We start from the raw sequence: 23,020 nt of genomic DNA, 5'->3' as shown, positions 1-23,020 counted from the left end.
GCCGTGCCTACGCCTGGGGCAGCGTGTCGCCCTGCACGGCCTGGATGTCCAGCTCCACCCTCAGCGTGGTGCCGATGGCCGCGATGCCCGCCTGGAGGACCTGGTTGTAGTTCATCGCGAAGTCCTCGCGGTGCAGCTCGGCGGTGGCCCGGAACGCCGCCCGGGTCCCGCCCCACGGGTCCGCGCCGGTGCCGAGGTAGGCCAGGTCCAGGTCCACCGGCCGTACGACCCCGTGCATGGACAGCTCGCCGTGCACCGTCCAGCGGTCGGAACCGGCGGGGCTCACCCCGGTGGAGCGGTACGTGATCTCCGGGTGCCGCTCGACGTCGAGGAAGTCCCCGGACTTCAGGTGCGTGTCGCGCATGCCGTTGCCCGTGTCGATGGACGCGGCCCGGATCACCGCCTCCACCCGGGACTCGGCGACGTCGCCGGGCGCGATCTCGACGGTGCCGGCGAACTCCGTGAACCGGCCGCGGACACTGGAGATCCCCAGGTGCTGGGCGACCGCCGCGACGGAGGAGTGCGCCGGGTCGATGGTCCAGGGACCGGGCGGGGGCAGCTCGGTGCCGCCCTGCCGGGCCAGCGTGACGGTGCCGACCTCGGCCCGGCCGCTCGCGGTGACGATCGCGCTGGACGCGGCGGGCGCGTACCCGACCGCGGTCACGATCACGGTGTACGCCCCCGGGGCCAGCTCGGTGGTGTCCCGCACGGCCCCCTCGGCGTCCGCCTCGGCGCGCAGTACCTGCGTGCCGGTCATGTCGGTCACCGTGACGACCGCGTGCGACACGGCCCACCCGTCCCGCGTACGGATCTTCGCGGTCAGTCCCATCCCGTTTTCTCCCTGAAAAAGCTCAAAAATTGGTCGTATGAGACCGGCCCGCGGCGGGCGCGCCCTCCGCTCGGGGCACGCGCCGCCACGGGCCGGGGTGCCGACTACTCGCCGGGGTGGGCGAGCTCGATGTCGTGGCCGTCCACGCCCGTGCCGGTCACGGTCAGCGCGGTGGCCACCGGCGGGTAGCCGGTCGCGATGACGGTGTACTCGCCGCCGTCCAGGTCGGCGAAGGCGTACGCCCCGTCCTCACCGGTGGTGGCGGTGCCGACCACGTTGCCCGCCTGGTCGACCAGGGTCACCCGGGCGTCGGCCAGCGGGCCGTGCGGGGCCCGGACGACACCCTGGAGCCGGGCGCCGGCGTCCAGGTCGACCTCGATCCGGGTGACGCCGGTGCCGCCGACCTCGACCGGCAGGGCGCGCGGCCGGAACCCGCTCGCGTTGACCGCGACGGTGACCGTGCCCGGCACCAGGTCGGTGAGGGCGAAGTCGCCCTGCTCCCCGGTGGCGGCGGTGGCCAGCAGGTCACCGCGCACGTCGGTGACGATGACCATCGCGTCCTTGACCGGCAGCGCGCTCCCGGCCGCCCGGACGACGCCGGTCAGCCCGCTGGTGCCGCTGAGCAGGATGTCGTAGGCCAGCGCTTCCTCGCCCACCACGACGGTGGAGGCCTGCGGCTGGTAGCCGTCGGCGGAGGCGATCAGGACGTACGAGCCCGTGCCCGGGGCCCGCAGGGTGTAGGAGCCGTCGCCCTGGGCGACCGAGCGGCCAAGCTGGCGGCCGGACAGCGAGATCAGCGTGACCGCGGCCTGCGGGACCGGGACGCTCTCGGCGCCGCGGACGAAGCCGTGCACCGGGGTGCCGCCGAAGGTGCCGGCGTCCGCCGCCGTGGCGACGGCGGTCATCGGCCGGGTGTCCGCGGCGGCGGCCGCGGCCGGGGCGGCGTCGGCCACCGGGGCGGCGGCGACCGCGGCCGGGACCTGCGCCTCGGCGACGGCCGGGGTGGCGGCCGGGTCGGTCACGGGAGCCTCGCCCTCGGCGCTCTGCGCGAGCGCGCCCATGGTCCGCAGCGGGACCTCCTTGATGAACAGCGTGATCAGGAAGGCGACGGCGGCCAGGAAGCCGGCGATGAAGAAGACGTCCGCGATGCCGTGGCCGTAGGCGCTCTCCATCAGCGTCCGGATCGGGGCCGGCAGCGAGTTCATGTCCGGGATGCTGTCGGTGGAACCGGAGCCGGCCAGGGCGGCCTGGTACTTCGGGCTGAGGGTGGAGACGCCGTCCTTGACGTAGTCGGTGATCCGGTGGGACATCACGGCGCCGAGCGCCGAGACGCCGACCGCGCCACCGAGGGAACGGAAGAACGTGACCGTGGAGCTGGCCGAGCCGAGGTCGGACGGCGCCACCTGGTTCTGCGTGGCGAGCACCAGGTTCTGCATCATCATGCCGATGCCGAGACCCAGCAGGGCCATGTAGATGGCCATCTTCCAGTACTCGGTGTCGTACCGGATGCCGCCGAGCAGCAGCAGCCCGGCCGTGACCAGGACGCCACCGCTGACCAGCCACGCCTTCCAGCGGCCGGTGCGGGTGATGAACTGCCCCGAGACGGTCGAGGAGATGAACAGACCACCGATCATCGGGATGGTCATGACGCCCGACATCGTCGGGGACTTGTCCCGGGCGAGCTGGAAGTACTGGCTGAAGAACACGGTGCCGGAGAACATCGCGATACCGACGAACAGCGAGGCGAGCGACGCCAGGGTGATCGTGCGGTTGCGGAACAGCCGCAGCGGGATGATCGGCTCGCTCGCCCTGGACTCGATGAGCACGAAGATCGCGCCGAGCACGATCGAACCGGCGACCATCGTGTAGGTCTGCCAGGAGATCCAGTCGTACTTGTCACCGGCGAAGGTGACCCAGACGAGCAGCAGGGAGACGGCGGCGGATATGAAGAACGCGCCGGACCAGTCGACCTTGACATCCCGCTTGACCACGGGCAGGTGCAGCGTCTTCTGCAGCACGATCAGCGCGATGATCGCGAACGGGACGCCGACGTAGAAGCACCAGCGCCAGCCCAGCCAGGAGGTGTCGGTGATGACACCGCCGAGCAGCGGACCGCCGACGGTGGCCACGGCGAAGGTGGCGCCGAGATAGCCGGAGTAACGGCCGCGCTCGCGCGGGGAGATCATCGCCGCCATGACGATCTGCGCCAGGGCGGACAGACCGCCGACGCCGATGCCCTGGACCACGCGGCAGGCGATCAGCATGCCGGGGTTCTGCGACAGACCGGCCGCCATGGAGGCGACCACGTAGATGATCAGGGCTATCTGGACGAGAGCCTTCTTGCTGTACAGGTCGGCGAGCTTGCCCCACAGGGGAGTGGCCGCGGTCATCGACAGCAGGGCGGCGGTGACCACCCAGGTGTAGGCGGACTGGCCGCCGCCGAGGTCCCCGATGATGTGCGGCAGGGCGTTGGAGACGATCGTGGACGACAGGATCGCCACGAACATGCCGAGCAGCAGCCCGGAGAGCGCCTCCATGATCTGCCGGTGCGTCATCGGGGCGTCGCCGTGGGAGCCTCCCCCGTGCTTGGCGTGAGCCCGCACACCGGCTGGTGTGGTCGTTGCCATGGGCTTCCTTTTCTTACGTGCTTGCGGGTGTACGGGTGGTCTCTTCGAACACGGGGGCGGCGGCCGCGGTGTGCCGGACCGGGGTGGACCGGCAGTCGCCGAAGGACTCGCGCAGGCGCGTCATCAGCCGGATCAGCTGGCCGACCTCGTCGTCGGTCCAGTCCGCCAGCCGTTCGGCGAACAGGTGCGTGGTCCGCCGCGACAACTCGTCGAGCTGCTCCAGGCCCTCGGGCGTCAGGCGCAGGATGCGCGAGCGCTTGTCCGCGGGGTCCGGGTGCCGCTCGATCCAGCCGCGTGCCGCGACGTGCGCGACGTGCCGGCTGGTCACCGACATGTCGACGGCGAGCAGCTCCGCGAGCTTGCTCATGCGCATGTCGCCGTGGCGGCCGAGCAGGGTCAGCACGGCGGCCGAGCCGGCCGGGCAGTCGTGCGGCAGGATCCGCCCCATGTCCCGTTTCACGGCTCCGACGGCGCTGAGCTGACGCGCCAGTTCCTCGAACTGCGTCTGCGCGGCCATCCCACCTCCCGTATTCGTTGCTTGGGGCAACCATAAGACTGCTTGGTTGCTGAAGGCAAACAAACTGGGGGTGGCCGCCGCAAAAACTTGGCAAAGGCAAGTATTGCGATCGTAAATATGCAGGTGGCTGCGGGCGAGGTGCCCCCGTCTGTCCTGGTGGCCCCCCGCTTGGGGGCCCGGGCCCGTCTTCGCTAAGGTCTCGGGCCATGGCTAACACCCAGGGCCCGCAGGGCAATTACGACCCCGCCGGCAGCACCCAGATGTTCCGTGCGTTCGTCGACGACGCTCCCCAGGCACAGCAGCAGCAGGCGGCCCCCTCCGGTCCCCGGGTCGGCCTGATCGTCGGCGTCGTCGTGGTGCTCGCCGTGCTGGCCGGCATCGCCTGGCTGGCGCTGAAGTAGGGACCGCTCCCTCCGGCGCGCCCGGCACGAACGGTTCCGGCGGCCCCGCGGCCGTCGAGCAGGCCGCCGGGCCGCCGCGCGCGTAGACCTGTGTGTGTCGACCGGGCGCGTCGACCGCGTGCGTCCTCGACGACACCTCGGACGAATGTACGACCGCGCCGCCCCGGTGGAGGGGCGGCGGTGCGGCCGCCGCCCGGAGCGCCGCTCCCGCGGGCGGCCGGTGCGCACGCGGCCCGGACGGGCGACGGCCGCCGACGCTGCCGTCACGGCGCCTCGGCGGCCGGATGCCCGGGCCGGCGTACGGGGCGTGCCGGGCCGCGGCGTCCCGTCGTGGTGACCGGTACCCCGTCGGCCGGCCGCGTCCGTACCCGGCGCTCCGGCGGCCGGTCAGTCGGAGATGAGCCCGTCGCGCAGCTGGGCCAGGGTCCGGGTCAGCAGCCGGGAGACGTGCATCTGGGAGATGCCGACCTCCTCGCCGATCTGCGACTGGGTCATGTTGGCGAAGAAGCGCAGCATGATGATCCGCCGCTCGCGGGGCGGGAGTTTGGCCAGCAGGGGCTTGAGGGACTCGCGGTATTCCACGCCCTCCAGGGCCGTGTCCTCGTAGCCGAGCCGGTCGGCCAGGGAGCCCTCGCCGCCGTCGTCCTCCGGGGCGGGCGAGTCGAGGGAGGAGGCGGTGTAGGCGTTGCCCACGGCCAGGCCGTCGACCACGTCCTCCTCGGAGACGCCGAGCACGGCGGCCAGCTCCGTCACGGTGGGGGAGCGGTCGAGCTTCTGGGACAGCTCGTCGCTGGCCTTGGTGAGGGCCAGCCGCAGCTCCTGGAGCCGGCGCGGGACCCGGACCGACCACGAGGTGTCCCGGAAGAAGCGCTTGATCTCCCCGACCACCGTCGGCATCGCGAACGTCGGGAACTCCACGCCCCGTTCGCAGTCGAAGCGGTCGATCGCCTTGATCAGGCCGATCGTGCCGACCTGGACGATGTCCTCCATCGGCTCGTTGCGGGAGCGGAAGCGCGCGGCGGCGTACCGGACCAGCGGCAGGTTCAGCTCGATCAGGGTGTCCCGGACGTAGGCCCGCTCGGGACTGTCCTCGTCCAGCACGGCCAGCCGCAGGAACAGGGACCGGGACAGCGTGCGGGTGTCGAGGTTCGCCGTGGTCTGCGGGGCCGGCAGGACCACCTCGACGGCCGGGTCGGCGGCCTGGGACGGCACGGCTTCGAGGGCCGTGACGCCCTCGAAGCCGTCGAGGACGTCGAGAGCGTCGAGCTCCTTGGGCGCTGCCTCGCTCTTCGTGGGCGTCAGCACCTTCGAGCTGCCCTGGTCTGCGGACATGCCACCCCCTTTGGGTCGCGGGACGGTCGCGGCCGCGTTCTCTTCCGGGTAACGCGGCCCTCACCTGAATACCGGAGCCGGAGCCACGGCAAACGCGCTTCCCGCAGAATGTCACATGTCGGCAACGCGCTGTACCGACATGTCGACAAGGGTGAGGCGAATCGGCCCTGGAGAAACGGGGTCTGACGGACATTCGGGTCCTGGTTGTCGGCATCCGCCCTGGTGAGCGATTCGCCCGCGCCGGTTATCGATCGATCGGGCATGCGATGCAGGGCCGTTCGGGGGATGTGCTTCCGTGCGCCCGCCGGACGCCCCCTGCGCTCGGGCGCGGCGCCCGCGGTGCCGCGTGGTCCTACGCGTCGATCCGGTTCGCCGAGCGCAGCCGCTGGAAGCTGCGGGCGAGCAGGCGGGAGACGTGCATCTGGGAGACGCCCAGCTCCGCGCTGATCTGCGACTGCGTGAGGTTGCTGTAGTAGCGCAGGAGGAGGATCCGCTGCTCGCGCTCGGGGAGTTGGACGAGGAGGTGGCGGACCAGGTCGCGGTGTTCCACGCCGTCCAGGGCCGGGTCCTCGTAGCCGATCCGGTCCAGCAGGCCGGGCAGTCCGTCGCCCTCCTGGGCGGCCTCCAGCGACGTGGCGTGGTAGGAGCGCCCCGCCTCGATGCAGCTGAGCACCTCGTCCTCGCCGATCCGGAGCCGGTCGGCGATCTCGGCGGTGGTCGGTGAGCGGCCGTGGAGCGTGGTCAGGTCCTCGGTCGCGCTGTTCACCTGCACCCAGAGCTCGTGCAGCCGGCGCGGGACGTGGACGGTGCGGACGTTGTCGCGGAAGTACCGCTTGATCTCGCCGACCACGGTGGGCATCGCGAAGGTCGGGAACTGCACGCCCCGGTCCGGGTCGAAGCGGTCGATGGCGTTGATGAGGCCGATGGTGCCGACCTGGACGACGTCCTCCATCGGCTCGTTGCGGGAGCGGAAGCGGGCGGCGGCGTAGCGCACGAGCGGGAGGTTCGCCTCGATCAGCGCTCCCCGCACCCGGTTGTGCTCCGGCGTGCCGGGGGTGAGCTCCTTCAGTTCGGTGAACAGCACCTGGGTCAGTGCCCGGGTGTCCGCACCGCGGCGCTTTTCCGGGGCCGGCGGGGTCGAGGCTGCCGCCTCGTCGTGAGGCGGCGCAGTACTGGCCGACACGGTCAACGCCACCTCTTCGTCCGTCAATCATCCGTCAAAAGCGGTCATAGCATCACAAGACATGTCCACTGTGCGCAAGCACCGCATAATGCCGTGTTGACCTCAAACTCCAATAAGTTGGGGCGTATAACGAAGGAAAGCCCCCCACCGGAACGGCGGGGGGCTCGGGCGGTTACGGCGCTCAGACCACGTAGTCGGCGATCACCCAGGTGGCGAACTCGCGCCACAGCGCGACGCCCGCCTGGTGGGCCGGGTGCTCCAGGTAGCGCTTGAGCGCGTCGGCGTCCTCGACGGCCGAATTGATCGCGAAGTCGTAGGCGATCGGCCGGTCGGTGATGTTCCAGGCGCACTCCCAGGAACGCAGCTCCTCGATCTGGCCGCCGAGCGCCCGGAAGGCCTCCACGCCGGCCACGACCCGCGGATCGTCGCGCTCGACGCCCTCATTGAGCTTGAAGAGGACAAGATGGCGGATCATTCGGTGTACCTCAGCCCTTTCCTCCGTCGGCGGCCCAGGTCATGAAGTCCCCGATGGCCCTGGCCGCGTCCGATATGCCTTCGAAGCCTATCTGGACGTAGTCGGCCGCCTTGGCCGGGTCCGTGATGATCACGTACAGCGCGAAGACCACGAGCATGTACACGGCGATCTTCTTGGCGTTCACCGTCACCGCGGCCTCCCCTGTCCCTGTGCCCCCGTGGGCCCCTGCTGCCGGCCGCGAGTGTAACCGCCGGGCCCCGCCGGAGCGCCAACAACCCGGCGGTGCGGCGCCGTTGCGGCCGCACCGGGGTGGGGAAAAGGCGAAAGGCCCCGCCGGTTCGACGGGGCCTTTCCACAAGCGGTAGCGGAGGGATTTGAACCCTCGGTGACTTGCGCCACACTCGCTTTCGAGGCGAGCTCCTTCGGCCGCTCGGACACGCTACCGAGGGAGACCCTACAGCACAGTGCGGCGTGGTTCGAAATCGATGGCCGCCAGTCAGCGGTCCCGGAAGAAATCGGTGAGGAGCCGGGCGCACTCCGCCGCGAGCACGCCCTCGACGACCTCGGGCCGGTGGTTGAGCCGGCGGTCGCGCACCACGTCCCAGAGGGAACCGGCCGCGCCCGCCTTGTCGTCGCGGGCGCCGTAGACCACCCGGTCCACCCGGGACTGGACGAGCGCGCCCGCGCACATCGTGCAGGGCTCCAGCGTCACGACGAGCGTGCAGCCGGTCAGCCGCCACTCGCCGAGCCGGGCCGCCGCCCGCCGGATCGCGAGGACCTCCGCGTGCGCCGTGGGGTCGCCGGTCGCCTCGCGCTCGTTGTGCCCGGCGCCGAGCACCGTCGTGCCGTCCGGTGCCAGCACCACGGCGCCGACGGGGACGTCGCCGCCCCGGTCGGCGAGCCCGGCCTGGTCCAGGGCGAGCCGCATCGCGGCCCGCCAGGGGTCCCGGACCGGGTCCGGCGTACTCCGCGGGTCCCGTGACGTGGTCAGCGGACGGTCTCCAGCACCTCCGAGGCGCCCAGCGCCTCGGCGATCGCGCCCAGCGCGTCGTCGGCGTCCAGGGAGCGCAGCTCCTTCTCACCGATGCCGAGGTCGTCCAGGATCTCGCTGTCGCCCACCGGGCTGTGCGGCACCGAGTCGGCGCCGCCGCCCTCCTCGTCGTCGTCCTCCTCGGACTCACCGTCCTCGGTGCCGTCGAGATCCAGCTCGTCCAGGTCCGGACCGTCGTCCGAGCCGGGCTCCCGGCCGAGCAGCTCGTCGGTGAGCAGCAGCTCCCCGTACGCGCTGCGCCGGGCGGCGGCGGCGTCCGAGACGTAGATGCGAGGGTCTTCCTCGCCGTCCACGCGCACGACGCCGAACCAGGCGTCCTCCTGCTCGATCAGGACGAGCACCGTGTCCTCGTCGGGAGAGGCTTCCCGGGCCAGGTCGGCCAGATCCGACAGGGTCTCCACATCGTCGAGCTCTGTGTCGCTCGCTTCCCACCCGTCTTCGGTGCGCGCGAGCAGTGCGGCGAAGTACACCGTGACTCTCCCACTGGTCGTAGGCGTGCCGGTTGGGGGTCCCCCCGGCGGAGGTACTGGGCGGGGAGAGCCTGGGCTCCGAGCCCCACCCACTCGGAATCGTGGCAGAAACAAGGCGTCCAGGGGACGTCTTCGGCACCCTGTGTCCGGCTGTTTCGATCGCGGACGCGCGATCGGCTCAGCACCGCGCTCATTGCCGCCACCTGCGGATCGTACGCGGCTTTTCCCCGCGCACACGCACCTCCGCGTCCCCAACACCGCCCCGGACGTGGATCTTCCGCGCCGGGCCGGGTCCCGCCGGGCTACCAGCGGAACGTCCGCATGCGCATCGCGTGGCGCAGCCGGGCCGCCTTGGCGCGCCGGGGCTGCACCCGGGCGCGCAGGGCCCGGGCCTCGGCGAGATCGCGCAGGAACTGGGCGCGCCGCCGGCGCCGCTCGGCCTCGCTCTCGCCTCTGTCCGGATCGGTCCGTGCGGGTCCCGCCCCCCGGCCGGCCGTGCCGGCGGTGGGCCCGGAGGTGTCCGCTGGAAGGTCAGGCAGGTCAGGCACGTCACACCACCCCAGTCCGTCCTTCCCGTCTTCCCCCGGACGGTCGGTTTGACGCCAGGGAGAGGGCGGCCGGGGACGCAGGTACCGTTAGGGGCATGCGTCTCCATGTCGTCGACCACCCCCTGGTCGCCCACAAGCTCACCACGCTGCGCGACCAGCGCACCGACTCCGCGACCTTCCGGCGGCTCGCCGACGAACTGGTCACCCTGCTCGCCTACGAGGCCACGCGGGACGTGCGTACGGAGGCCGTCGACATCCGGACGCCGGTCGCGCGGACGACGGGCGTCAAGCTCGCCCGCCCCCGTCCGCTGGTGGTGCCCATCCTGCGTGCCGGCCTCGGCATGCTGGACGGCATGGTCCGGCTGCTGCCGACCGCCGAGGTGGGCTTCCTCGGCATGATCCGCAACGAGGAGACGCTCCAGGCGTCCACGTACGCCTCGCGCATGCCGGAGGACCTCTCGGGCCGCCAGGTGTACGTCCTGGACCCGATGCTGGCCACGGGCGGCACGCTGGTCGCGGCCATCCAGGAGCTGATCAAGCGCGGCGCGGACGACGTGACGGCCGTGGTGCTGCTGGCCGCCCCCGAGGGCGTCGAGGTCATGGAGCGCGAGCTGGCGGACACCCCGGTGACGGTCGTGACGGCGGCGGTGGACGACCACCTCGACCAGAACGGCTACATCATCCCGGGCCTCGGCGACGCGGGCGACCGGCTCTACGGAGCCGCCGAGTAGTCACCGCGCCCACCGGGGCGCGGCCCGTTCACCGGGCCTGCCCCGCACGGCCGCACCCGTTCGGGGCGGCTGCGTCCACCCGGCCGAGCCGGCCGGCGGGACCGCCGGTCAGCAGCCCTTCTTCAGGACCGTCGGCGGTTCGGGGGCCGTCAGCGCGGTCATGGCCTGGTCGGCGGTCGCCTGCCCGGCCAGCCCCTTGAAGCCGTCCCCGATGATCAGGTCGAGGTCCGCGCCCCTGCGGCCGTCGGCGCGCGCCTGCGCACCGGCGAGCTGGGTGCCGAGCACCCGCAGCGAGGTGTCCTGTGCGGCGGGGGCGCCGAGGAGGAGGCCCGTCCCCTTGACCTTCCGGTCGTACTGCTTGGTGGCGTTGCCCACGGTGCCGATGCGGAAGCCGCGCTTCCTCAGCTCGTCCGCGGTCTGCTTGGCGAGCCCGGAGCGGGTGGTCGCGTTGTAGACGTTCACGGTGATCCGGCCCGGCTCGGGCAGGTCCTCGGCCCGGGCCGCCGGGGCCGCGTCGGCCTTGGTCCGGCAGTCCGCCGCGGGGGCGGCCACGGTACCGCCGCCGCCCCCGGTGAAGACGTCGATGAGCTGCACGGTGCCCCAGCCGATCAGGCCGAGCACGGAGACGGACGCGACCGCGGCGGCCACTCGCCTGCCGTGCCGGCGGGGCGGACGCATCCGAGGGTATTTGTCCCCCGTGACCCGGTACTGGCCGCCCATGCCGGGGGGAGTGAGCATGCTCATGAGCGCAGCGTAGTGTGCCCGAGCGGCGATGCCTATCAGATGATCAGCCGATGGGGCCCAGGGGAACCCGAAAGGGCCAACGGCCGTGTCGTGCCGGGTCAGTCCAGTTCGAGCACGCGCGCGTGCAGCACCTGGCGCTGCTGGAGGGCCGCGCGGACCGCGCGGTGCAGTCCGTCCTCCAGGTACAGGTCGCCCTGCCACTTCACGACGTGCGCGAAGAGGTCGCCGTAGAACGTCGAGTCCTCCGCCAGCAGGGTCTCCAGGTCGAGCTGCTGCTTGGTGGTCACGAGCTGATCGAGGCGGACCGGGCGCGGCGCGACGTCCGCCCACTGCCGGGTGCTCTCCCGGCCGTGGTCGGGGTACGGCCGGCCGTTTCCGATGCGCTTGAAGATCACACGGAAAGCCTACCGGCCAAGACGTTCCGGGCGCAGCCATGGCGGTGGAGTGCAACGCTTGAAAAGGTGGAGCAAAACGGACATAAGGGTGCCTACCGAACAGGGGCCGGAGATGAGTGACAGCGAGACCGCGCCCCCCGCGGACCCCCGGGGCGCCGACGCCCCGCCCGGCCCGGTGCGGCGGATCGCCGACGGCTACGCCTTCACCGGCCCCGCGCTCGACCTCGGCGCCGTGCTGTGGGAGGGGCGCTGCCACCCCGGTGCGCGGGTGCGCGTCCCGCTGTCCGCGCTCAACCGGCACGGCCTGGTCGCCGGCGCCACCGGCACCGGCAAGACCAAGACCCTCCAGCTCGTCGCCGAGCAGTTGTCGGCGCAGGGCGTGCCGGTGTTCCTGGCGGACGTCAAGGGCGACCTGTCCGGCATCGCCCGGCCCGGGCGGCCGGACGCCCGGGTGGAGGGGCGGGCCGCCGACGTGGGCCAGCGGTGGCACCCGGCGGGCTGCCCGGCGGAGTTCCTCGCGCTCGGCGGCCTCGGCCACGGCATCCCGGTGCGGGCCACCGTCACCAGCTTCGGGCCCCTGCTGCTGGCCAAGGCGCTCCGGCTGAACCGGACGCAGGAGCAGTCCCTCGGCCTGATCTTCCACTACGCCGACACCAAGGGCCTGGAACTGGTCGACCTCAAGGACCTCAGGGCCGTCGTCGCCTTCCTCACCTCCGACGAGGGCAAGGCCGAGCTGCGGGACATCGGCGGCCTGTCCACCGCCACGGCCGGGGTGATCCTGCGCTCGCTCACGGCCTTCGAGGCGCAGGGCATGGCCGACTTCTTCGGCGAGCCGGAGTTCGACACCGCGGACCTCCTGCGCACCGCGGAGGACGGCCGGGGACTCGTCACGGTCCTCGAACTCCCCGCCGTGCAGGACAGGCCGCTGCTCTTCTCCACCTTCCTGATGTGGCTGCTCGCCGACCTCTTCCACGACCTGCCCGAGGTCGGCGACCTCGACAAGCCCCGGCTGGTGTTCTTCTTCGACGAGGCCCACCTGCTCTTCGACGACGCCTCCGAGGCGTTCCTGGAGTCCGTCACGCAGACGGTCCGGCTGATCCGCTCCAAGGGCGTCGGCGTCTTCTTCGTCACCCAGACCCCCAAGGACGTGCCCGGGGACGTCCTCGGCCAGCTCGGCAACCGGGTCCAGCACGCCCTGCGTGCCTTCACCCCGGACGACGAGAAGGCCCTGCGGGCGACCGTGCGGACCTTCCCGAAGTCGGCGTACGACCTGGAGGAACTGCTCACCGGCCTGGGCACCGGCGAGGCCGTGGTGACCGTGCTCGGCGAGACCGGGGCGCCGACCCCGGTCGCCGCCACCCGGCTGCGCGCCCCGGAGTCCCTGATGGGCCCGGTCGACGCCGCCGAACTGGACCGGGAGGTCCGCGCGTCCCCGCTCCACGGCCGTTATGCACAGGCTGTGGACCGAGAGTCCGCGTACGAGCGGCTGGCCTCCGCCGCCCCGGCCCCGCGTACGGCCGGTGGGCCGGAGCGCGAGCGGGCGGCCCGCGAGGAGCCGTCCCTGGTCGAACAGGTCGTGGGCAGCGGAATGTTCAGGTCCCTGGCCCGCTCGGTCGGCACCCAGCTCGGCCGGGAGATCACCCGCTCCCTGTTCGGCACCGCCCGGCGGAGACGGTAGCCGCCCCCGCCGGTCCCCGCGCGGCACCTGGGGTCAGCGGCTCCGCTCCTCCGGCACCCGCCGCGGCGGTGGCTGCTCCCCCGGCGCCTGCTCCTTCGGTGTCCGCTCCTCGGATGCCGGTTCCTCCGAGGTCCGCTCCTCGGATGCCGGTTCCTCCGAGGTCCGCTCCTCGGGTGCCGGCTCCTCCGGTTTGCGCTGCTGTGGTGTCCGCTGGTCCGGCCGGGGCGCCGCGGCGCGCCGGGCCTCCGCGCGCAGGAGTGCGCGCAGGACGGCGTAGGGGTCTGTGGGCATGACCGTGCTGCTCCTCGCGTCGAGCCGACTTTCCTCGCGGTGGCGCGGGTCCGTCAGCAGCGCAGGACCACCGTGCGCGGCAGGAGGGCGGTGTACGGCGTCCCGGGCGTGCCGGGGCACGGGCGGGTCGCCGGGCGGGCGGGCGCCGGGCCGGGCAGGGGCGCGAGGCGGTCGGGCGCGTCCTCCCGGTGCACGGCACGGGCGGCCGGCCGGACGGCGGTGTCGGGATGGTCGTGTTCGCCGGCCCCGGCGGCCGCGGCGAGGGCCGGCGCCGTCTGGACCGGCACCGGGGCGGCGGGCACCCACAGGGCGAGGAGCAGCACGAGGGCCCGCAGCCAGGTGTGGCCGCGGACCGTGCTCCTGCTCCCGCTCACGGGAGGTGTCTGCCCGGGGCGGGCGGGGAGGGCAGCACGCCCGGCATGAGATCCGCCCGCTCGGCGTACCCGCGGAACGCGTGGTTGACGGCCGGTCACACCGCCCGCGGCACGCGGCGCGCCCGGCCGCGGATGCCGAACGCGGTGACGATCTCCACGACGCCCACCACGACCAGCCAGATGCCGCCGACGAGGGTCAGCACCGCGACCGACCTGAACGGGGAGTCGATGAGCACGATCCCGGCGACGAAGGTGACGATCCCGAGGAAGATCTGCCAGCCCCGGGCGGGCATGCGGGAGTCGTGCACGGCGGCCAGGGTCTGGGTGATCCCGCGGATCAGCCAGCCGATGCCGATCCACAGGGCGAGCAGCAGGATCGACTGCATGGGCCCGCGGAAGCAGAACAGGCCGAGCATGATCGACAGCGCGCCGCTGAGGAAGGCCAGCACGCGCAGCGAGGTCCGCCGGTGCGTGCCGAACGCGGACACGAGCTGGAAGATGCCGCTGATCACCAGGTACAGGCCGAAGAGCACCCCGGCGGCGAGCAGGGACGGGCCCGGCCAGACCAGTACCAGGATGCCGAGCACCAGCGAGCTGACCCCGGTGACGAGGACGGCCTGCCAGGCGGCCCGGGACAGGGCGTGCAGCGGGCCCTCCAGCGGCGGCTCCGGCTCGTGGACGTCGTGGTGCGGTTCCGTCGCGGGGCGGCCACCGGGCGGCGCCGCCTCGTGGACGTGCCGGTCGTCGTACGGGCGGTCCCGTTCGGGGCCGCTGCTCGGTATGTCGGTCATGCCCCATGCTGGGACCGACCGGGCGGCGGGGGCCACCGGTGTGGGCCGACCGGGTGACGCGCGGCCCCGGCCGGGGGGAGCCCTACTTCTTCGCCGCCTTGGCGGCCTTGGCCGCCGCCTTCATCTCCTGCTTGTGCGCGCGCACCTTGGCCAGCGACTCGGGGCCGGTGATGTCGGCGACGGACCGGAAGGACTCCGGCTCGCCGTAGGCCCCGGCGGCCTCCCGCCACCCCGCGGGGGCGACGCCGAGCCGTTTGCCGAGCAGGGCCAGGAAGATCTGCGCCTTCTGCCGGCCGAACCCGGGCAGCGCCTGGAGCCGGCGCAGCAGTTCGGCCCCGCTGCCGGCGTCCCGCCAGACCGCCTCCGCGTCCCCGTCGTAGTGCTCGACGAGGTACTGGCAGAGCTGCTGGACGCGCTTCGCCATCGATCCCGGGTAGCGGTGCACCGCCGGCTTCTCGGAGAGCAGCGCGGCGAAGGACTCCGGGTCCATCGCGGCGATGTCGTGCGCGTCCAGGTCCTCGGCGCCGAGCCGGTCGGCGATGGTCCGGGGGCCCTTGAACGCCCACTCCATCGGGATCTGCTGGTCCAGCAGCATCCCGGTCAGCGCGGCGAGCGGGGACCGCCCGAGCAGCGCGTCGGCCGCGGGATCCTGGGCGAGGTGCAGGGTGACGTCCATGCGTCGATGATCCCGCGCGGCCGCCCGCTCCGCTCATCCGGGCCGGGGGCGGGCGTTCGTCGGGGTCGGGGTGCCTGTCGGGGCCGGGGCGCCCGTACCCGCCCGCCGTCGTGCGCGGTCGCCCGTTCAGTCCGCGCGCCAGTACCCCAGGGCGTGCACCCGTTGCTTCGGCACGCCCAGCTCCTTGCGGACGTAGGCGGCCAGGGTGCGGGTGGTCGTCGTGTCGCAGGCGATCCAGACGTACGGCTGCGGGGTGCCGGCGAGGACGGCGGGCAGCTCGGCGCGGACCCGTTCCACCAGGTGGGCGCCCGCGTCCCGGCGGGGCACCGGCCGCAGCTCGTGCCGGTCGGCCTCGGCGCGGCACGGCAGCCCCGCCGGCTCGCCCTCGAACCACACGGTCGCCGGGGCGGAACCGAGCGCGCCGAGCAGGGAGTTCAGCGCGGGCAGCGAGGCCGGGTCGCCGATCGCGACGAGGTGGGAGGGCGCGGGCTCGGGCTCCCGGAAGCCGGTGCCCTGGACGGTGGCCTCCACGGTGTCGCCGGGCCGCGCGGTCCGGGCCCAGTCGGAGGCCACGCCCGCGTGCAGGGCGAACTCCAGGCCGAAGGTGCCGGTGGCCGGGTCGGGGTCGACCAGGGTGTACGCGCGCTGGTGCGGCCGGCCGCCGTCGGAGAACCACAGCCGGACCCACATCGTGGGGTGGACGCCGGCCGCGGCGAGCAGCCCGCCGTCGCGCAGCCGCAGCCGCCGGTAGTACGGGGTCACGTCCTCGGCGTCGAGAACGGTCAGCACGAAGTCCTTGGCGCGCATCAGTCTGAGGACCGCGCCCTCCCAGCCCCGCCCCTGCCCCATGGCCCCTCCCTCGGTCGCGTACGATTCCGCCACGAAAACTACTTAGGCAAGGCTAACCTAAAGATCGGGGTCTCCGGGTGGCCATCGAGATCTACCGCGACGCCTGGGGCATCCCCCATCTGCGCGCGTCCGACGTCCACGAACTGGCCCGCGCGCAGGGCCGGGTGACCGCCCACGACCGGGCCTGGCAACTGGAGGTCGAGCGGCACCGGGCCCGGGGCACCTCCGCGTCCTTCCTCGGCGCCGGGGAACTCTCCTGGGACGTCCTCGCCCGCCGGGCCCGGCTCGACGACACCGCCCGCCGCTGCTTCGCCGCCCTGGAACGCCGGGACCCGGAGACGGCCGCGTGGGTACGGGCGTACACCGACGGCGTCAACGAGGGGCTCGCCGAGGGCGCCCGCCGCGCCCCGGAGTTCGCCCGCACCGGCCTGGCCCCCGGCCACTGGGAGCCCTGGACCCCGCTCGGGATCTGGCTCGCCACGCACATCCTGTTCGCCGGCTTCCCGGCCAAGCTCTGGCGCGAGCAGGCGATACGGCACCTCGGCCCCGGCGCGGCCGGGCTGTTCGCCACCGACGGGCCCGGCACCGCCGGCAGCAACGGCTGGCTCGTCACCGGCGAGCGCACCGCAACCGGCCAGGCCCTCATCGCCGGCGACCCGCACCGCTTCATCGAGGACCCCGGGGTCTACCAGCAGATCCGCCTCTGCTGCCCGGAGTTCGACGTGGTCGGACTGGCCGTGCCCGGCGTCCCCGGCGTCGCCCACTTCGGCCACGCGGGCCCGGTCGCCTGGGCCATCACCAACGCCATGGCCGACTACCAGGACCTCTACCGGGAACGGCTGCGGCGCACCGGCGCGGGCGTGGAGGCGCTCGGCCCGGACGGCATCTGGCGGCGGGCCGCCCGCCACACCGAGACGGTGGAGATCGCGGGCGAGCCGTCACTGGAGATCGAGATCGTCGAGACCCCCCGCGGCCCGGTGATCGCCGGGGGCCCGGACGGCCTGGAGGCGTTCGCGGAGCACGGCACCGAGCCCCGCCCCGGGCCGGCCGCCGGCGACGCCCCGCCCCGGGAACCGGCCACACCCGGCGCCGGGGACCTCGGTGACGGGGTGGCGGCCGGGATCGGTGGCGCGGGTCTTGGTGGCGAGGGCGCGGGCGGACCTGTTGGCGGGAAGCTCGGTGACGGGATCGGTGACGCGGGCCTCGGTGACGGGGTGGCTGCCGGGTCCGGCAGTGGGGCCTTCCCGGCCGAGGTGGCGGCCGGGTCCGGCAGTGGGGCCTTCCCGGCCGAGGTGGCGGCCGGGTCCGGCAGTGGGGCCTTCCCGGGAGGGGTGACCACCGGTCCCGGTAGTGGGGCCTACCCGACCGGGACGGCGGCCGGGGCCGGCGCGGCCGAGGCGCTCGCCCTGCGCTATCCGCCCCGGGTGACGGAGGACCTCGGCTTCAGCGCCCTCCTCCCCCTCCTGCGCGCCCGCAGCGCGGGCGACGTGGACCGGGCCCTGGACGCCTGGACCGAGCCGGTCAACGTCGTCCAGGCCGCCGACACCGCCGGAGGCACCCTGCACCGCGTCGCCGGCAAGGTCCCCGTCCGCGCCGGGGCCAACAGTCTCCACCCGGTCCCCGCCTGGGAACCCGGCCACGACTGGCACGGCATGCACGAGACGCCGTACGCCGAACCGGCCGACGGCCTCGCGGTGATGGCCAACGCCCGCGGCCTGGCCGCACCCCTCGGCGTCGAGTTCGCCCCACCCCACCGCGCCGACCGCATCCGCGCCCTGCTCGACGCCGGCCGCGACTGGACCGCCGACGGCATGCCCGCGATCCACACCGACACCCACCTCGGCTCCGCCGCACCCCTGCTGGACCACCTCGCCGCCCTCACCGGGCTCAGCCCCGCCGCGGCGGAGCTGCGCGGCCGGCTGCTCGCCTGGGACCGCCGCATGGACGCGGACAGCACCCGCGCGGCGGAGTTCGCGGCGGTGCGCGGCGCGGTCGTACGGCGGCTCGCCGCCCACCCCGTGTTCGCGCCGCTCACCGAGCCCCCCGCCTACCCGGACGTCCTGCTGCCCTGGCTGGCCCTCGTCCCCCGCATCGGCTACGCCCTCGAACACCTGCTGCGCGCCCCGGACCTGTACGGCATCGACCGCGAGGCAGCCGTCCGCACCGCCCTGGAGGAGGTCGCCGCCGCACCGCCCGCCCGGCCGTGGGCAGCCACCCACCGCCTCGCCGCCTGGAAGGCGCTGCCGGACGACCCGCACACCGCGCCGGACGCGGACACCGCGCCCGGTCTCGCCGGGGACCACGACTGCGTGCTCTGCACCTCGGCCGTCCCTGGTCTCACCGACCGCGCCGCGCGCGGCCCGGCCGCCCGCTACGTCTGGGACCTGGCCGACCGCGACAACAGCCGCTGGGTGGTCCCCTTCGGCGCCGACGGCGTACCCGGCGCCGCCCACCACCGCGACCAGCTCCCGCTCTGGCTCGACGGTGACCTGGCTCCGGTGGTCACCGACTGGACCCTGCTCACCCCCGAACCACCCGCAACTCGCTCAACTCCCGCGACTCCCGAGGAAACCCATGACGACTGACCTGCACGTCCAGCACGTCGACGGCTACGGCACCGTCCGCGTACGCCCCCTCGACCCGGAGGGCGACGCCGACGTCGTCCACGCCTGGGTGAGCGACGAACGCGCCGCGTTCTGGGGCATGAACGGCCTGACCCGGGAGCAGGTCGTGGAGATCTACGCCCACCTGGCCACGCTCGACACCCACCACGCCCACCTGGTCACCAAGGACGGCGCCCCCGCCGCCCTCTTCCAGACGTACGAGCCGTCCGCCGACCGCGTCGGCGAGTGCTACGAGGTCCTCCCCGGCGACATCGGCGTGCACCTCCTCCTCGCCCCCGCCGGCCCCGGCGGACAGCACCCCGGCTGGACGAAGGCCCTGCTGGAGGTGCTGACGGCGTACGTGCTGCGCGTCCTGGACCGCCGGCGCATCGTGGTCGACCCGGACGTGCGCAACGCCAAGGCCATCACCCGCTTTGAACGCCAGGGCTTCAGGCGCGGGCCCGCCGTGGTCCTCCCCGAGGTCGACCTGCCGGACGTGTACCTGCCCGAGAAGCACGCCCAGCTCGCCTTCCTGGACCGGTCGGCGGCCTTCCCCGCGTGACGTCCGCCGCGGCGGGGTGACGGAGGACACGGGCCGGGGCCGGACCGGTCCCCGGCCGTGCCTCCCGTCGGCAGTGGGTACTCGCGGAACTGTCGCGGACCGCCGTCCCCGCCTGCCGGGGACACCCCGGCGGCCCGCCGCGCAGAAGGGTCCTCCCGCATGACACGACAGACGCGGAGGGGGACACGGACTCCGAGGGGGCCGGGGGCCACGTGGGCGGCCAGGCTGACGGGGGCCGTGCTGTGCCTCGTGGTGGCCGCGATCCACGTCGTGGACCAGGGCGGCCTCACGACGACCAGAGACCCCTACTACATCGGTGTCGCCTACCACGTCCTGGAGATCGCCGCCGTGGTCGCCGCCGTGCTGCTCCTGGGCGGTCTCGTCCGCACGGGCTGGCTGCTGGCGGCCGGGGTCGCCGTCGGCCCCCTGCTGGGCTACGTCCTCTCCAGGGGCCCGGGGCTGCCCGCCTACAGCGACGACATCGGTAACTGGACCGAACCCCTGGGACTGGCCGGCCTGGCCGCCGAAGGCGCCCTGCTCCTGCTGTCGCTACCGCTCCTCACCAGAACCCCCCACCGCCCCCGGCGCTGATCCGCAAACGCCTCCCGGCTCCGAGGGAAAAACCATCCGAGGGAAAAACCGACTGAGACGGGCAACGTCGAAGGGCCCCACTGCGAACAGTGGGGCCCTTCGACAACGTGCCCGGTGAGGCACTGGCGGAGGATACGAGATTCGAACTCGTGAGGGGTTGCCCCCAACACGCTTTCCAAGCGTGCGCCCTAGGCCTCTAGGCGAATCCTCCGCCGGGAACATTACATGACCGAGGGGGGTGCTCGCGAACTCGTTCCCGCAGGCCGCCACCGGGAGGACCCCGGGACGGGACCGGGTACGGACCAGGGTCCGCCATCGGGTACTGTGGGGCACAGCCCCTCACGCGGCGCTATCTGACTGAACTCCCCCAGGGCCGGAAGGCAGCAAGGGTAGGTCGGCTCTGGCGGGTGCGTGGGGGGCCCTTGCGTTCCCGGGGTCCGTGGGCCGGAGCCCGTTGTCGGTGGGCGCCATTAACCTCGTATGCGTGTCGTCTCTCGCGCTGTACCGCCGCTATCGCCCGGAGACCTTTGCCGAGGTCATCGGGCAGGAGCATGTCACCGACCCGCTGCAGCAGGCGCTGCGGAACAACCGGGTCAATCACGCGTACCTGTTCAGCGGGCCGCGCGGATGCGGCAAGACGACCAGCGCGCGGATCCTGGCCCGCTGCCTGAACTGCGAGCAGGGCCCCACGCCGACCCCCTGCGGGGAGTGCCAGTCGTGCCGTGACCTGGCCCGCAACGGGCCGGGCTCGATCGACGTCATCGAGATCGACGCGGCTTCCCACGGTGGTGTGGACGACGCCCGTGAGCTGCGCGAGAAGGCGTTCTTCGGGCCCGCGAGCAGCCGGTACAAGATCTACATCATCGACGAGGCCCACATGGTCACGTCGGCCGGTTTCAACGCGCTGCTGAAGGTCGTCGAGGAGCCGCCCGAGCACCTCAAGTTCATCTTCGCGACCACCGAGCCCGAGAAGGTCATCGGCACCATCCGGTCGCGCACCCACCACTACCCCTTCCGGCTGGTGCCCCCGGGCACCCTGCGGGACTACCTCGGCGAGGTGTGCCGGCAGGAGGACATCCCGGTCGACGACGGCGTGCTGCCGCTCGTCGTGCGCGCCGGCGCGGGATCCGTGCGTGACTCCATGTCCGTCATGGACCAGCTCCTCGCCGGCGCCCGCGAGGACGGTGTGACATACGCCATGGCGACCTCCCTCCTCGGCTACACCGACGGCTCGCTGCTCGACTCCGTCGTGGAGGCCTTCGCCACCGGCGACGGGGCCGCGGCCTTCGAGGTCGTCGACCGGATCATCGAGGGCGGCAACGACCCGCGGCGCTTCGTCACCGACCTGCTGGAGCGGCTGCGGGACCTGGTGATCCTCGCCGCCGTGCCGGACGCGGTGGAGAAGGGGCTGCTCGACGCCCCGGCCGACGTCCTGGAGCGGATGCAGGCCCAGGCGGAGACGTTCGGCGCGGCCGAGCTCAGCCGCGCCGCCGACCTGGTCAACGAGGGCCTGACCGAGATGCGCGGCGCCACCTCGCCCCGCCTCCAGCTGGAGCTGATCTGCGCCCGCGTCCTGCTGCCCGCCGCGTACGGCGACGAGCGGTCCGTCATGGCCCGGCTCGACCGCCTGGAGCGCGGCGTCTCCTTCTCGGCCGGCGCCGGCGCGCCCGCCATGGCCTACGTCTCCGGTCCCGAGGCACACGGCGGCGCCCTCGCCCCGGGCGCGGGCGCCGCGCCCGGGCCGCCCGGCGGCGGCCCCGCCGCGGCCCGCGCGGCCGTCCGCGCCACGGGAGGCCCGGGCACCCCGCCCGGCCCCGGGCAGGCGGCCCCCGCGGCCCCCGCTCCCGTCCAGCCCGTCGCACCCGCCACCCCGGCCGCCCCGGCGGCCCCCGCCGCCCAGGCCCCGGCCCCGGCACCCGCACCGGCGGCGCCCGCCCCGGCCCCCGAACCCACCCCCGCGGCCCAGGCGCCGGCCGCGGCCGCGCCCGGCGCCTGGCCCACCGCCACCGCCGCCGGCAGCGGCCGCCGCCCCGGCGGCTGGCCCACGGCCGCCGCCCCGGCGAGCGGCCGGCCCGCCCCGGGCCCCGGTCAGCCGCAGCAGCCGGCCCGTCCCGCCCCGGCGGCATCCGCCGCCACCGCCCCGGCGCCCGCGCCCGCCGCACCGGCCGGTGGCCTCGACCCGCACGCCCTGTGGCCGAACATCCTGGAGGCCGTCAAGAACCGCCGCCGCTTCACCTGGATCCTGCTCAGCCAGAACGCCCAGGTGACCGGTTTCGACGGCACGACCCTCCACCTCGGCTTCGTCAACGCCGGAGCCCGGGACAACTTCTCCGGCAGCGGCAGCGAGGACGTGCTGCGGCAGGCGCTGGCCGAGCAGTTCGGCGTGCAGTGGAAGATCGAGGCGGTCGTCGACCCGTCCGGCGGCGGCTCCGCCCCGGCGCCCCCGGCCGGTCAGGGCGGCGCGGGCGGTGGTTACGGCGGCTCGCCCGCGGGCGGTTACGGCGGTGCGCCGGGCGGCGGTTCCCCGGCCGCGCCCCGCCCCGCGGCCCCCCAGCCGTCTCCGCAGGCGTCCGGCGCCCCGGGCGGCAGCGCGCCCGCGCCCGCCCCGGCGCCCCGGCCGGCCGCCCCCGAGCCGCCGCCGGTCGCACCCGAGGACGACATCCCCGAGGACGACGACCCGGACCTGGACGAGTCGGCCCTGTCCGGCCACGAGCTGATCGTGCGGGAACTGGGCGCGACGGTGGTGGAGGAGCTCCACAACGAGTAGCGGGACCACGGGGAGCGGCCGAACCCCGAGGACCGGCCGGACCACAAGGAGCAACCGGGCAGCCCCGCGCGTCAGGCCGCCACCGGCCGCACCGGCTCCGCTCCGGCGCCCCAGCCGGTCAGGGCGGCGCGGGCGGTGGTTACGGCAGCTCCTCCGTGGGTGGTTACGGCGGCGCGCCGGGCGGCGGTTCCCCGGGGTACGGCGCCCCGGCCGCGCCCCGCCCCGCGGCTCCCCAGCCGTCTCCGTACGCGTCCGGTGCCCGCGGCAGCGCGCCCGCGCCGCCCCGGTCGGTCAGGGCGGCGCGGGCGGTGGCTACGGCGGCTCCTCCACGGGTGATTACGGCGGCGCGCCGGGCGGCGGTCCCCCCGGGGAACGGCGCCCCGTCCCGCGACCTCCAGCCGTCTCCGCAGGCGTCCGGCGCCCCGGGCGGCAGCGCGCCCGCGCCCGCCCTGGCACCCCGGCCGGCTGCGAGCCGCCGCCGGTCGCACCCCCGGCCACACCGGCGGCACCAGTCGCCACCGATCGCCCCGGTCAC

The 23,020-nt window shown here is 74.0% G+C and carries 24 protein-coding genes, 2 tRNA genes and 1 other RNA gene; 8 read left to right on the top strand and 19 right to left on the bottom strand.

The window, feature by feature from the left end:
- Positions 1-7 precede the first annotated feature (7 nt).
- The 3 genes from ACZ4K2_RS15695 to ACZ4K2_RS15685 all read right to left on the bottom strand — a co-directional run bounded on the left by ACZ4K2_RS15695 (position 8) and on the right by ACZ4K2_RS15685 (position 3,973).
- The gene (locus ACZ4K2_RS15695) at positions 8-829 is read right to left on the bottom strand and encodes a YceI family protein (RefSeq protein WP_467468663.1); all 822 of its coding nucleotides are present in this window, start codon (positions 827-829) and stop codon (positions 8-10) included.
- Positions 830-933: 104 nt separating this feature from the next.
- Positions 934-3,384: an MFS transporter gene (locus tag ACZ4K2_RS15690; protein ID WP_467468837.1), complete on the bottom strand. Its 2,451-nt coding sequence runs from the start codon at positions 3,382-3,384 to the stop codon at positions 934-936.
- An 85-nt stretch (positions 3,385-3,469) separates the two neighbouring features.
- A complete protein-coding gene (locus ACZ4K2_RS15685; protein WP_467468665.1) occupies positions 3,470-3,973 on the bottom strand; it encodes a MarR family winged helix-turn-helix transcriptional regulator in 504 nt (167 codons plus the stop codon).
- A 206-nt stretch (positions 3,974-4,179) separates the two neighbouring features.
- Here ACZ4K2_RS15685 and ACZ4K2_RS15680 point away from each other — a divergent pair, with 206 nt between their 5' ends.
- Positions 4,180-4,374, top strand: a complete 195-nt coding sequence (locus tag ACZ4K2_RS15680) for a hypothetical protein (protein WP_467468667.1) — start codon at positions 4,180-4,182, stop codon at positions 4,372-4,374.
- A gap of 387 nt (positions 4,375-4,761) precedes the next feature.
- Here the strand turns inward: ACZ4K2_RS15680 and ACZ4K2_RS15675 are convergent, their stop codons facing one another.
- The 8 genes from ACZ4K2_RS15675 to ACZ4K2_RS15640 form a co-directional block, all read right to left on the bottom strand.
- Positions 4,762-5,706: an RNA polymerase sigma factor SigF gene (locus tag ACZ4K2_RS15675; protein ID WP_467468668.1), complete on the bottom strand. Its 945-nt coding sequence runs from the start codon at positions 5,704-5,706 to the stop codon at positions 4,762-4,764.
- Positions 5,707-6,058: 352 nt separating this feature from the next.
- A complete protein-coding gene (locus tag ACZ4K2_RS15670; RefSeq protein ID WP_467468838.1) occupies positions 6,059-6,901 on the bottom strand; it encodes an RNA polymerase sigma factor SigF in 843 nt (280 codons plus the stop codon).
- A 169-nt stretch (positions 6,902-7,070) separates the two neighbouring features.
- The gene (locus ACZ4K2_RS15665) at positions 7,071-7,364 is read right to left on the bottom strand and encodes a Dabb family protein (RefSeq protein ID WP_467468670.1); all 294 of its coding nucleotides are present in this window, start codon (positions 7,362-7,364) and stop codon (positions 7,071-7,073) included.
- A gap of 10 nt (positions 7,365-7,374) precedes the next feature.
- Entirely contained in the window at positions 7,375-7,554 is a 180-nt protein-coding gene (locus tag ACZ4K2_RS15660) for a hypothetical protein (protein WP_467468672.1), read from the bottom strand.
- 169 nt (positions 7,555-7,723) lie between these two features.
- Positions 7,724-7,808 (bottom strand) — tRNA-Ser (locus ACZ4K2_RS15655).
- A 52-nt stretch (positions 7,809-7,860) separates the two neighbouring features.
- Entirely contained in the window at positions 7,861-8,292 is a 432-nt protein-coding gene (tadA, locus tag ACZ4K2_RS15650; RefSeq protein WP_467468674.1) for a tRNA adenosine(34) deaminase TadA, read from the bottom strand.
- 59 nt (positions 8,293-8,351) lie between these two features.
- Complete coding sequence (locus ACZ4K2_RS15645) at positions 8,352-8,885, bottom strand: tRNA adenosine deaminase-associated protein (protein WP_467468676.1); 534 nt, start codon at positions 8,883-8,885, stop codon at positions 8,352-8,354.
- 302 nt (positions 8,886-9,187) lie between these two features.
- Positions 9,188-9,433 (bottom strand): hypothetical protein, encoded by a 246-nt coding sequence (locus ACZ4K2_RS15640; RefSeq protein WP_467468678.1) that lies wholly within the window; start codon positions 9,431-9,433, stop codon positions 9,188-9,190.
- A gap of 95 nt (positions 9,434-9,528) precedes the next feature.
- On the opposite strand from ACZ4K2_RS15640, the gene upp reads away from it, so the two are divergent.
- Positions 9,529-10,164 (top strand): uracil phosphoribosyltransferase, encoded by a 636-nt coding sequence (gene upp / locus ACZ4K2_RS15635; protein ID WP_467468680.1) that lies wholly within the window; start codon positions 9,529-9,531, stop codon positions 10,162-10,164.
- 108 nt (positions 10,165-10,272) lie between these two features.
- On the opposite strand, the gene ACZ4K2_RS15630 is transcribed toward upp, so the two are convergent.
- Together ACZ4K2_RS15630 and ACZ4K2_RS15625 are read right to left on the bottom strand one after the other, a co-directional pair.
- The gene (locus ACZ4K2_RS15630) at positions 10,273-10,908 is read right to left on the bottom strand and encodes a LytR C-terminal domain-containing protein (protein ID WP_467468682.1); all 636 of its coding nucleotides are present in this window, start codon (positions 10,906-10,908) and stop codon (positions 10,273-10,275) included.
- A 98-nt stretch (positions 10,909-11,006) separates the two neighbouring features.
- Positions 11,007-11,303, bottom strand: coding sequence for a type II toxin-antitoxin system VapB family antitoxin (locus ACZ4K2_RS15625; protein ID WP_004943146.1), 297 nt, complete (start codon positions 11,301-11,303; stop codon positions 11,007-11,009).
- 112 nt (positions 11,304-11,415) lie between these two features.
- Here ACZ4K2_RS15625 and ACZ4K2_RS15620 point away from each other — a divergent pair, with 112 nt between their 5' ends.
- On the top strand, positions 11,416-12,981 hold the full coding sequence (locus ACZ4K2_RS15620; RefSeq protein WP_467468684.1) for a helicase HerA-like domain-containing protein: 1,566 nt from the start codon (positions 11,416-11,418) through the stop codon (positions 12,979-12,981).
- Positions 12,982-13,014: 33 nt separating this feature from the next.
- Here ACZ4K2_RS15620 and ACZ4K2_RS15615 read toward each other — a convergent pair whose 3' ends face one another.
- The 5 genes from ACZ4K2_RS15615 to ACZ4K2_RS15595 all read right to left on the bottom strand — a co-directional run bounded on the left by ACZ4K2_RS15615 (position 13,015) and on the right by ACZ4K2_RS15595 (position 15,962).
- On the bottom strand, positions 13,015-13,272 hold the full coding sequence (locus ACZ4K2_RS15615; RefSeq protein ID WP_467468686.1) for a hypothetical protein: 258 nt from the start codon (positions 13,270-13,272) through the stop codon (positions 13,015-13,017).
- Positions 13,273-13,325: 53 nt separating this feature from the next.
- Positions 13,326-13,646, bottom strand: a complete 321-nt coding sequence (locus ACZ4K2_RS15610) for a hypothetical protein (protein ID WP_467468688.1) — start codon at positions 13,644-13,646, stop codon at positions 13,326-13,328.
- A gap of 95 nt (positions 13,647-13,741) precedes the next feature.
- A complete protein-coding gene (locus ACZ4K2_RS15605) occupies positions 13,742-14,437 on the bottom strand; it encodes an HdeD family acid-resistance protein (protein WP_467468690.1) in 696 nt (231 codons plus the stop codon).
- A gap of 82 nt (positions 14,438-14,519) precedes the next feature.
- On the bottom strand, positions 14,520-15,113 hold the full coding sequence (locus ACZ4K2_RS15600; protein ID WP_467468692.1) for an HhH-GPD-type base excision DNA repair protein: 594 nt from the start codon (positions 15,111-15,113) through the stop codon (positions 14,520-14,522).
- 126 nt (positions 15,114-15,239) lie between these two features.
- Entirely contained in the window at positions 15,240-15,962 is a 723-nt protein-coding gene (locus ACZ4K2_RS15595; RefSeq protein ID WP_467468694.1) for a siderophore-interacting protein, read from the bottom strand.
- A 77-nt stretch (positions 15,963-16,039) separates the two neighbouring features.
- Here ACZ4K2_RS15595 and ACZ4K2_RS15590 point away from each other — a divergent pair, with 77 nt between their 5' ends.
- From ACZ4K2_RS15590 to ACZ4K2_RS15580, 3 genes are all read left to right on the top strand, one after another.
- Positions 16,040-18,547 carry a penicillin acylase family protein gene (locus ACZ4K2_RS15590; RefSeq protein ID WP_467468696.1) on the top strand — a complete coding sequence of 836 codons (2,508 nt, stop codon included), beginning with the start codon at positions 16,040-16,042 and terminating at the stop codon, positions 18,545-18,547.
- Positions 18,537-19,127, top strand: coding sequence for a GNAT family N-acetyltransferase (locus tag ACZ4K2_RS15585; protein ID WP_467468698.1), 591 nt, complete (start codon positions 18,537-18,539; stop codon positions 19,125-19,127). Before ACZ4K2_RS15590 ends, ACZ4K2_RS15585 begins: the two co-directional genes overlap by 11 nt.
- Before the next feature lie 237 nt (positions 19,128-19,364).
- Entirely contained in the window at positions 19,365-19,718 is a 354-nt protein-coding gene (locus ACZ4K2_RS15580) for a hypothetical protein (RefSeq protein WP_467468700.1), read from the top strand.
- Positions 19,719-19,841: 123 nt separating this feature from the next.
- Here ACZ4K2_RS15580 and ACZ4K2_RS15575 read toward each other — a convergent pair.
- Positions 19,842-19,929: transfer RNA gene (locus tag ACZ4K2_RS15575), tRNA-Ser, on the bottom strand.
- Positions 19,930-20,048: 119 nt separating this feature from the next.
- On the opposite strand from ACZ4K2_RS15575, the gene ffs reads away from it, so the two are divergent.
- An RNA gene (gene ffs / locus ACZ4K2_RS15570) (signal recognition particle sRNA small type) lies at positions 20,049-20,145 on the top strand.
- 57 nt (positions 20,146-20,202) lie between these two features.
- Positions 20,203-22,485 (top strand): DNA polymerase III subunit gamma and tau, encoded by a 2,283-nt coding sequence (locus ACZ4K2_RS15565; protein WP_467468702.1) that lies wholly within the window; start codon positions 20,203-20,205, stop codon positions 22,483-22,485.
- The last annotated feature ends 535 nt before the right edge of the window (positions 22,486-23,020 follow it).

This window comes from Streptomyces sp. NPDC025833 (assembly GCF_055558055.1).
This window is presented reverse-complemented; position numbering and strand designations above follow the sequence as displayed.

What these genes read in the sequence shown, in the direction of transcription:
- tadA (WP_467468674.1), bottom strand. Translation starts at nt 8,292, where the DNA reads ATGCGGCTCGCCCTGGACCAGGCCGGGCTCGCCGACCGGGGCGGCGAC.
- ACZ4K2_RS15605 (WP_467468690.1), bottom strand. Translation starts at nt 14,437, where the DNA reads ATGACCGACATACCGAGCAGCGGCCCCGAACGGGACCGCCCGTACGAC.
- ACZ4K2_RS15595 (WP_467468694.1), bottom strand. Translation starts at nt 15,962, where the DNA reads ATGGGGCAGGGGCGGGGCTGGGAGGGCGCGGTCCTCAGACTGATGCGC.
- ACZ4K2_RS15665 (WP_467468670.1), bottom strand. Translation starts at nt 7,364, where the DNA reads ATGATCCGCCATCTTGTCCTCTTCAAGCTCAATGAGGGCGTCGAGCGC.
- ACZ4K2_RS15680 (WP_467468667.1), top strand. Translation starts at nt 4,180, where the DNA reads ATGGCTAACACCCAGGGCCCGCAGGGCAATTACGACCCCGCCGGCAGC.
- ACZ4K2_RS15630 (WP_467468682.1), bottom strand. Translation starts at nt 10,908, where the DNA reads ATGAGCATGCTCACTCCCCCCGGCATGGGCGGCCAGTACCGGGTCACG.
- ACZ4K2_RS15620 (WP_467468684.1), top strand. Translation starts at nt 11,416, where the DNA reads ATGAGTGACAGCGAGACCGCGCCCCCCGCGGACCCCCGGGGCGCCGAC.
- ACZ4K2_RS15615 (WP_467468686.1), bottom strand. Translation starts at nt 13,272, where the DNA reads ATGCCCACAGACCCCTACGCCGTCCTGCGCGCACTCCTGCGCGCGGAG.
- ACZ4K2_RS15600 (WP_467468692.1), bottom strand. Translation starts at nt 15,113, where the DNA reads ATGGACGTCACCCTGCACCTCGCCCAGGATCCCGCGGCCGACGCGCTG.
- ACZ4K2_RS15685 (WP_467468665.1), bottom strand. Translation starts at nt 3,973, where the DNA reads ATGGCCGCGCAGACGCAGTTCGAGGAACTGGCGCGTCAGCTCAGCGCC.
- upp (WP_467468680.1), top strand. Translation starts at nt 9,529, where the DNA reads ATGCGTCTCCATGTCGTCGACCACCCCCTGGTCGCCCACAAGCTCACC.
- ACZ4K2_RS15585 (WP_467468698.1), top strand. Translation starts at nt 18,537, where the DNA reads ATGACGACTGACCTGCACGTCCAGCACGTCGACGGCTACGGCACCGTC.
- ACZ4K2_RS15690 (WP_467468837.1), bottom strand. Translation starts at nt 3,384, where the DNA reads ATGACGCACCGGCAGATCATGGAGGCGCTCTCCGGGCTGCTGCTCGGC.
- ACZ4K2_RS15675 (WP_467468668.1), bottom strand. Translation starts at nt 5,706, where the DNA reads ATGTCCGCAGACCAGGGCAGCTCGAAGGTGCTGACGCCCACGAAGAGC.
- ACZ4K2_RS15695 (WP_467468663.1), bottom strand. Translation starts at nt 829, where the DNA reads ATGGGACTGACCGCGAAGATCCGTACGCGGGACGGGTGGGCCGTGTCG.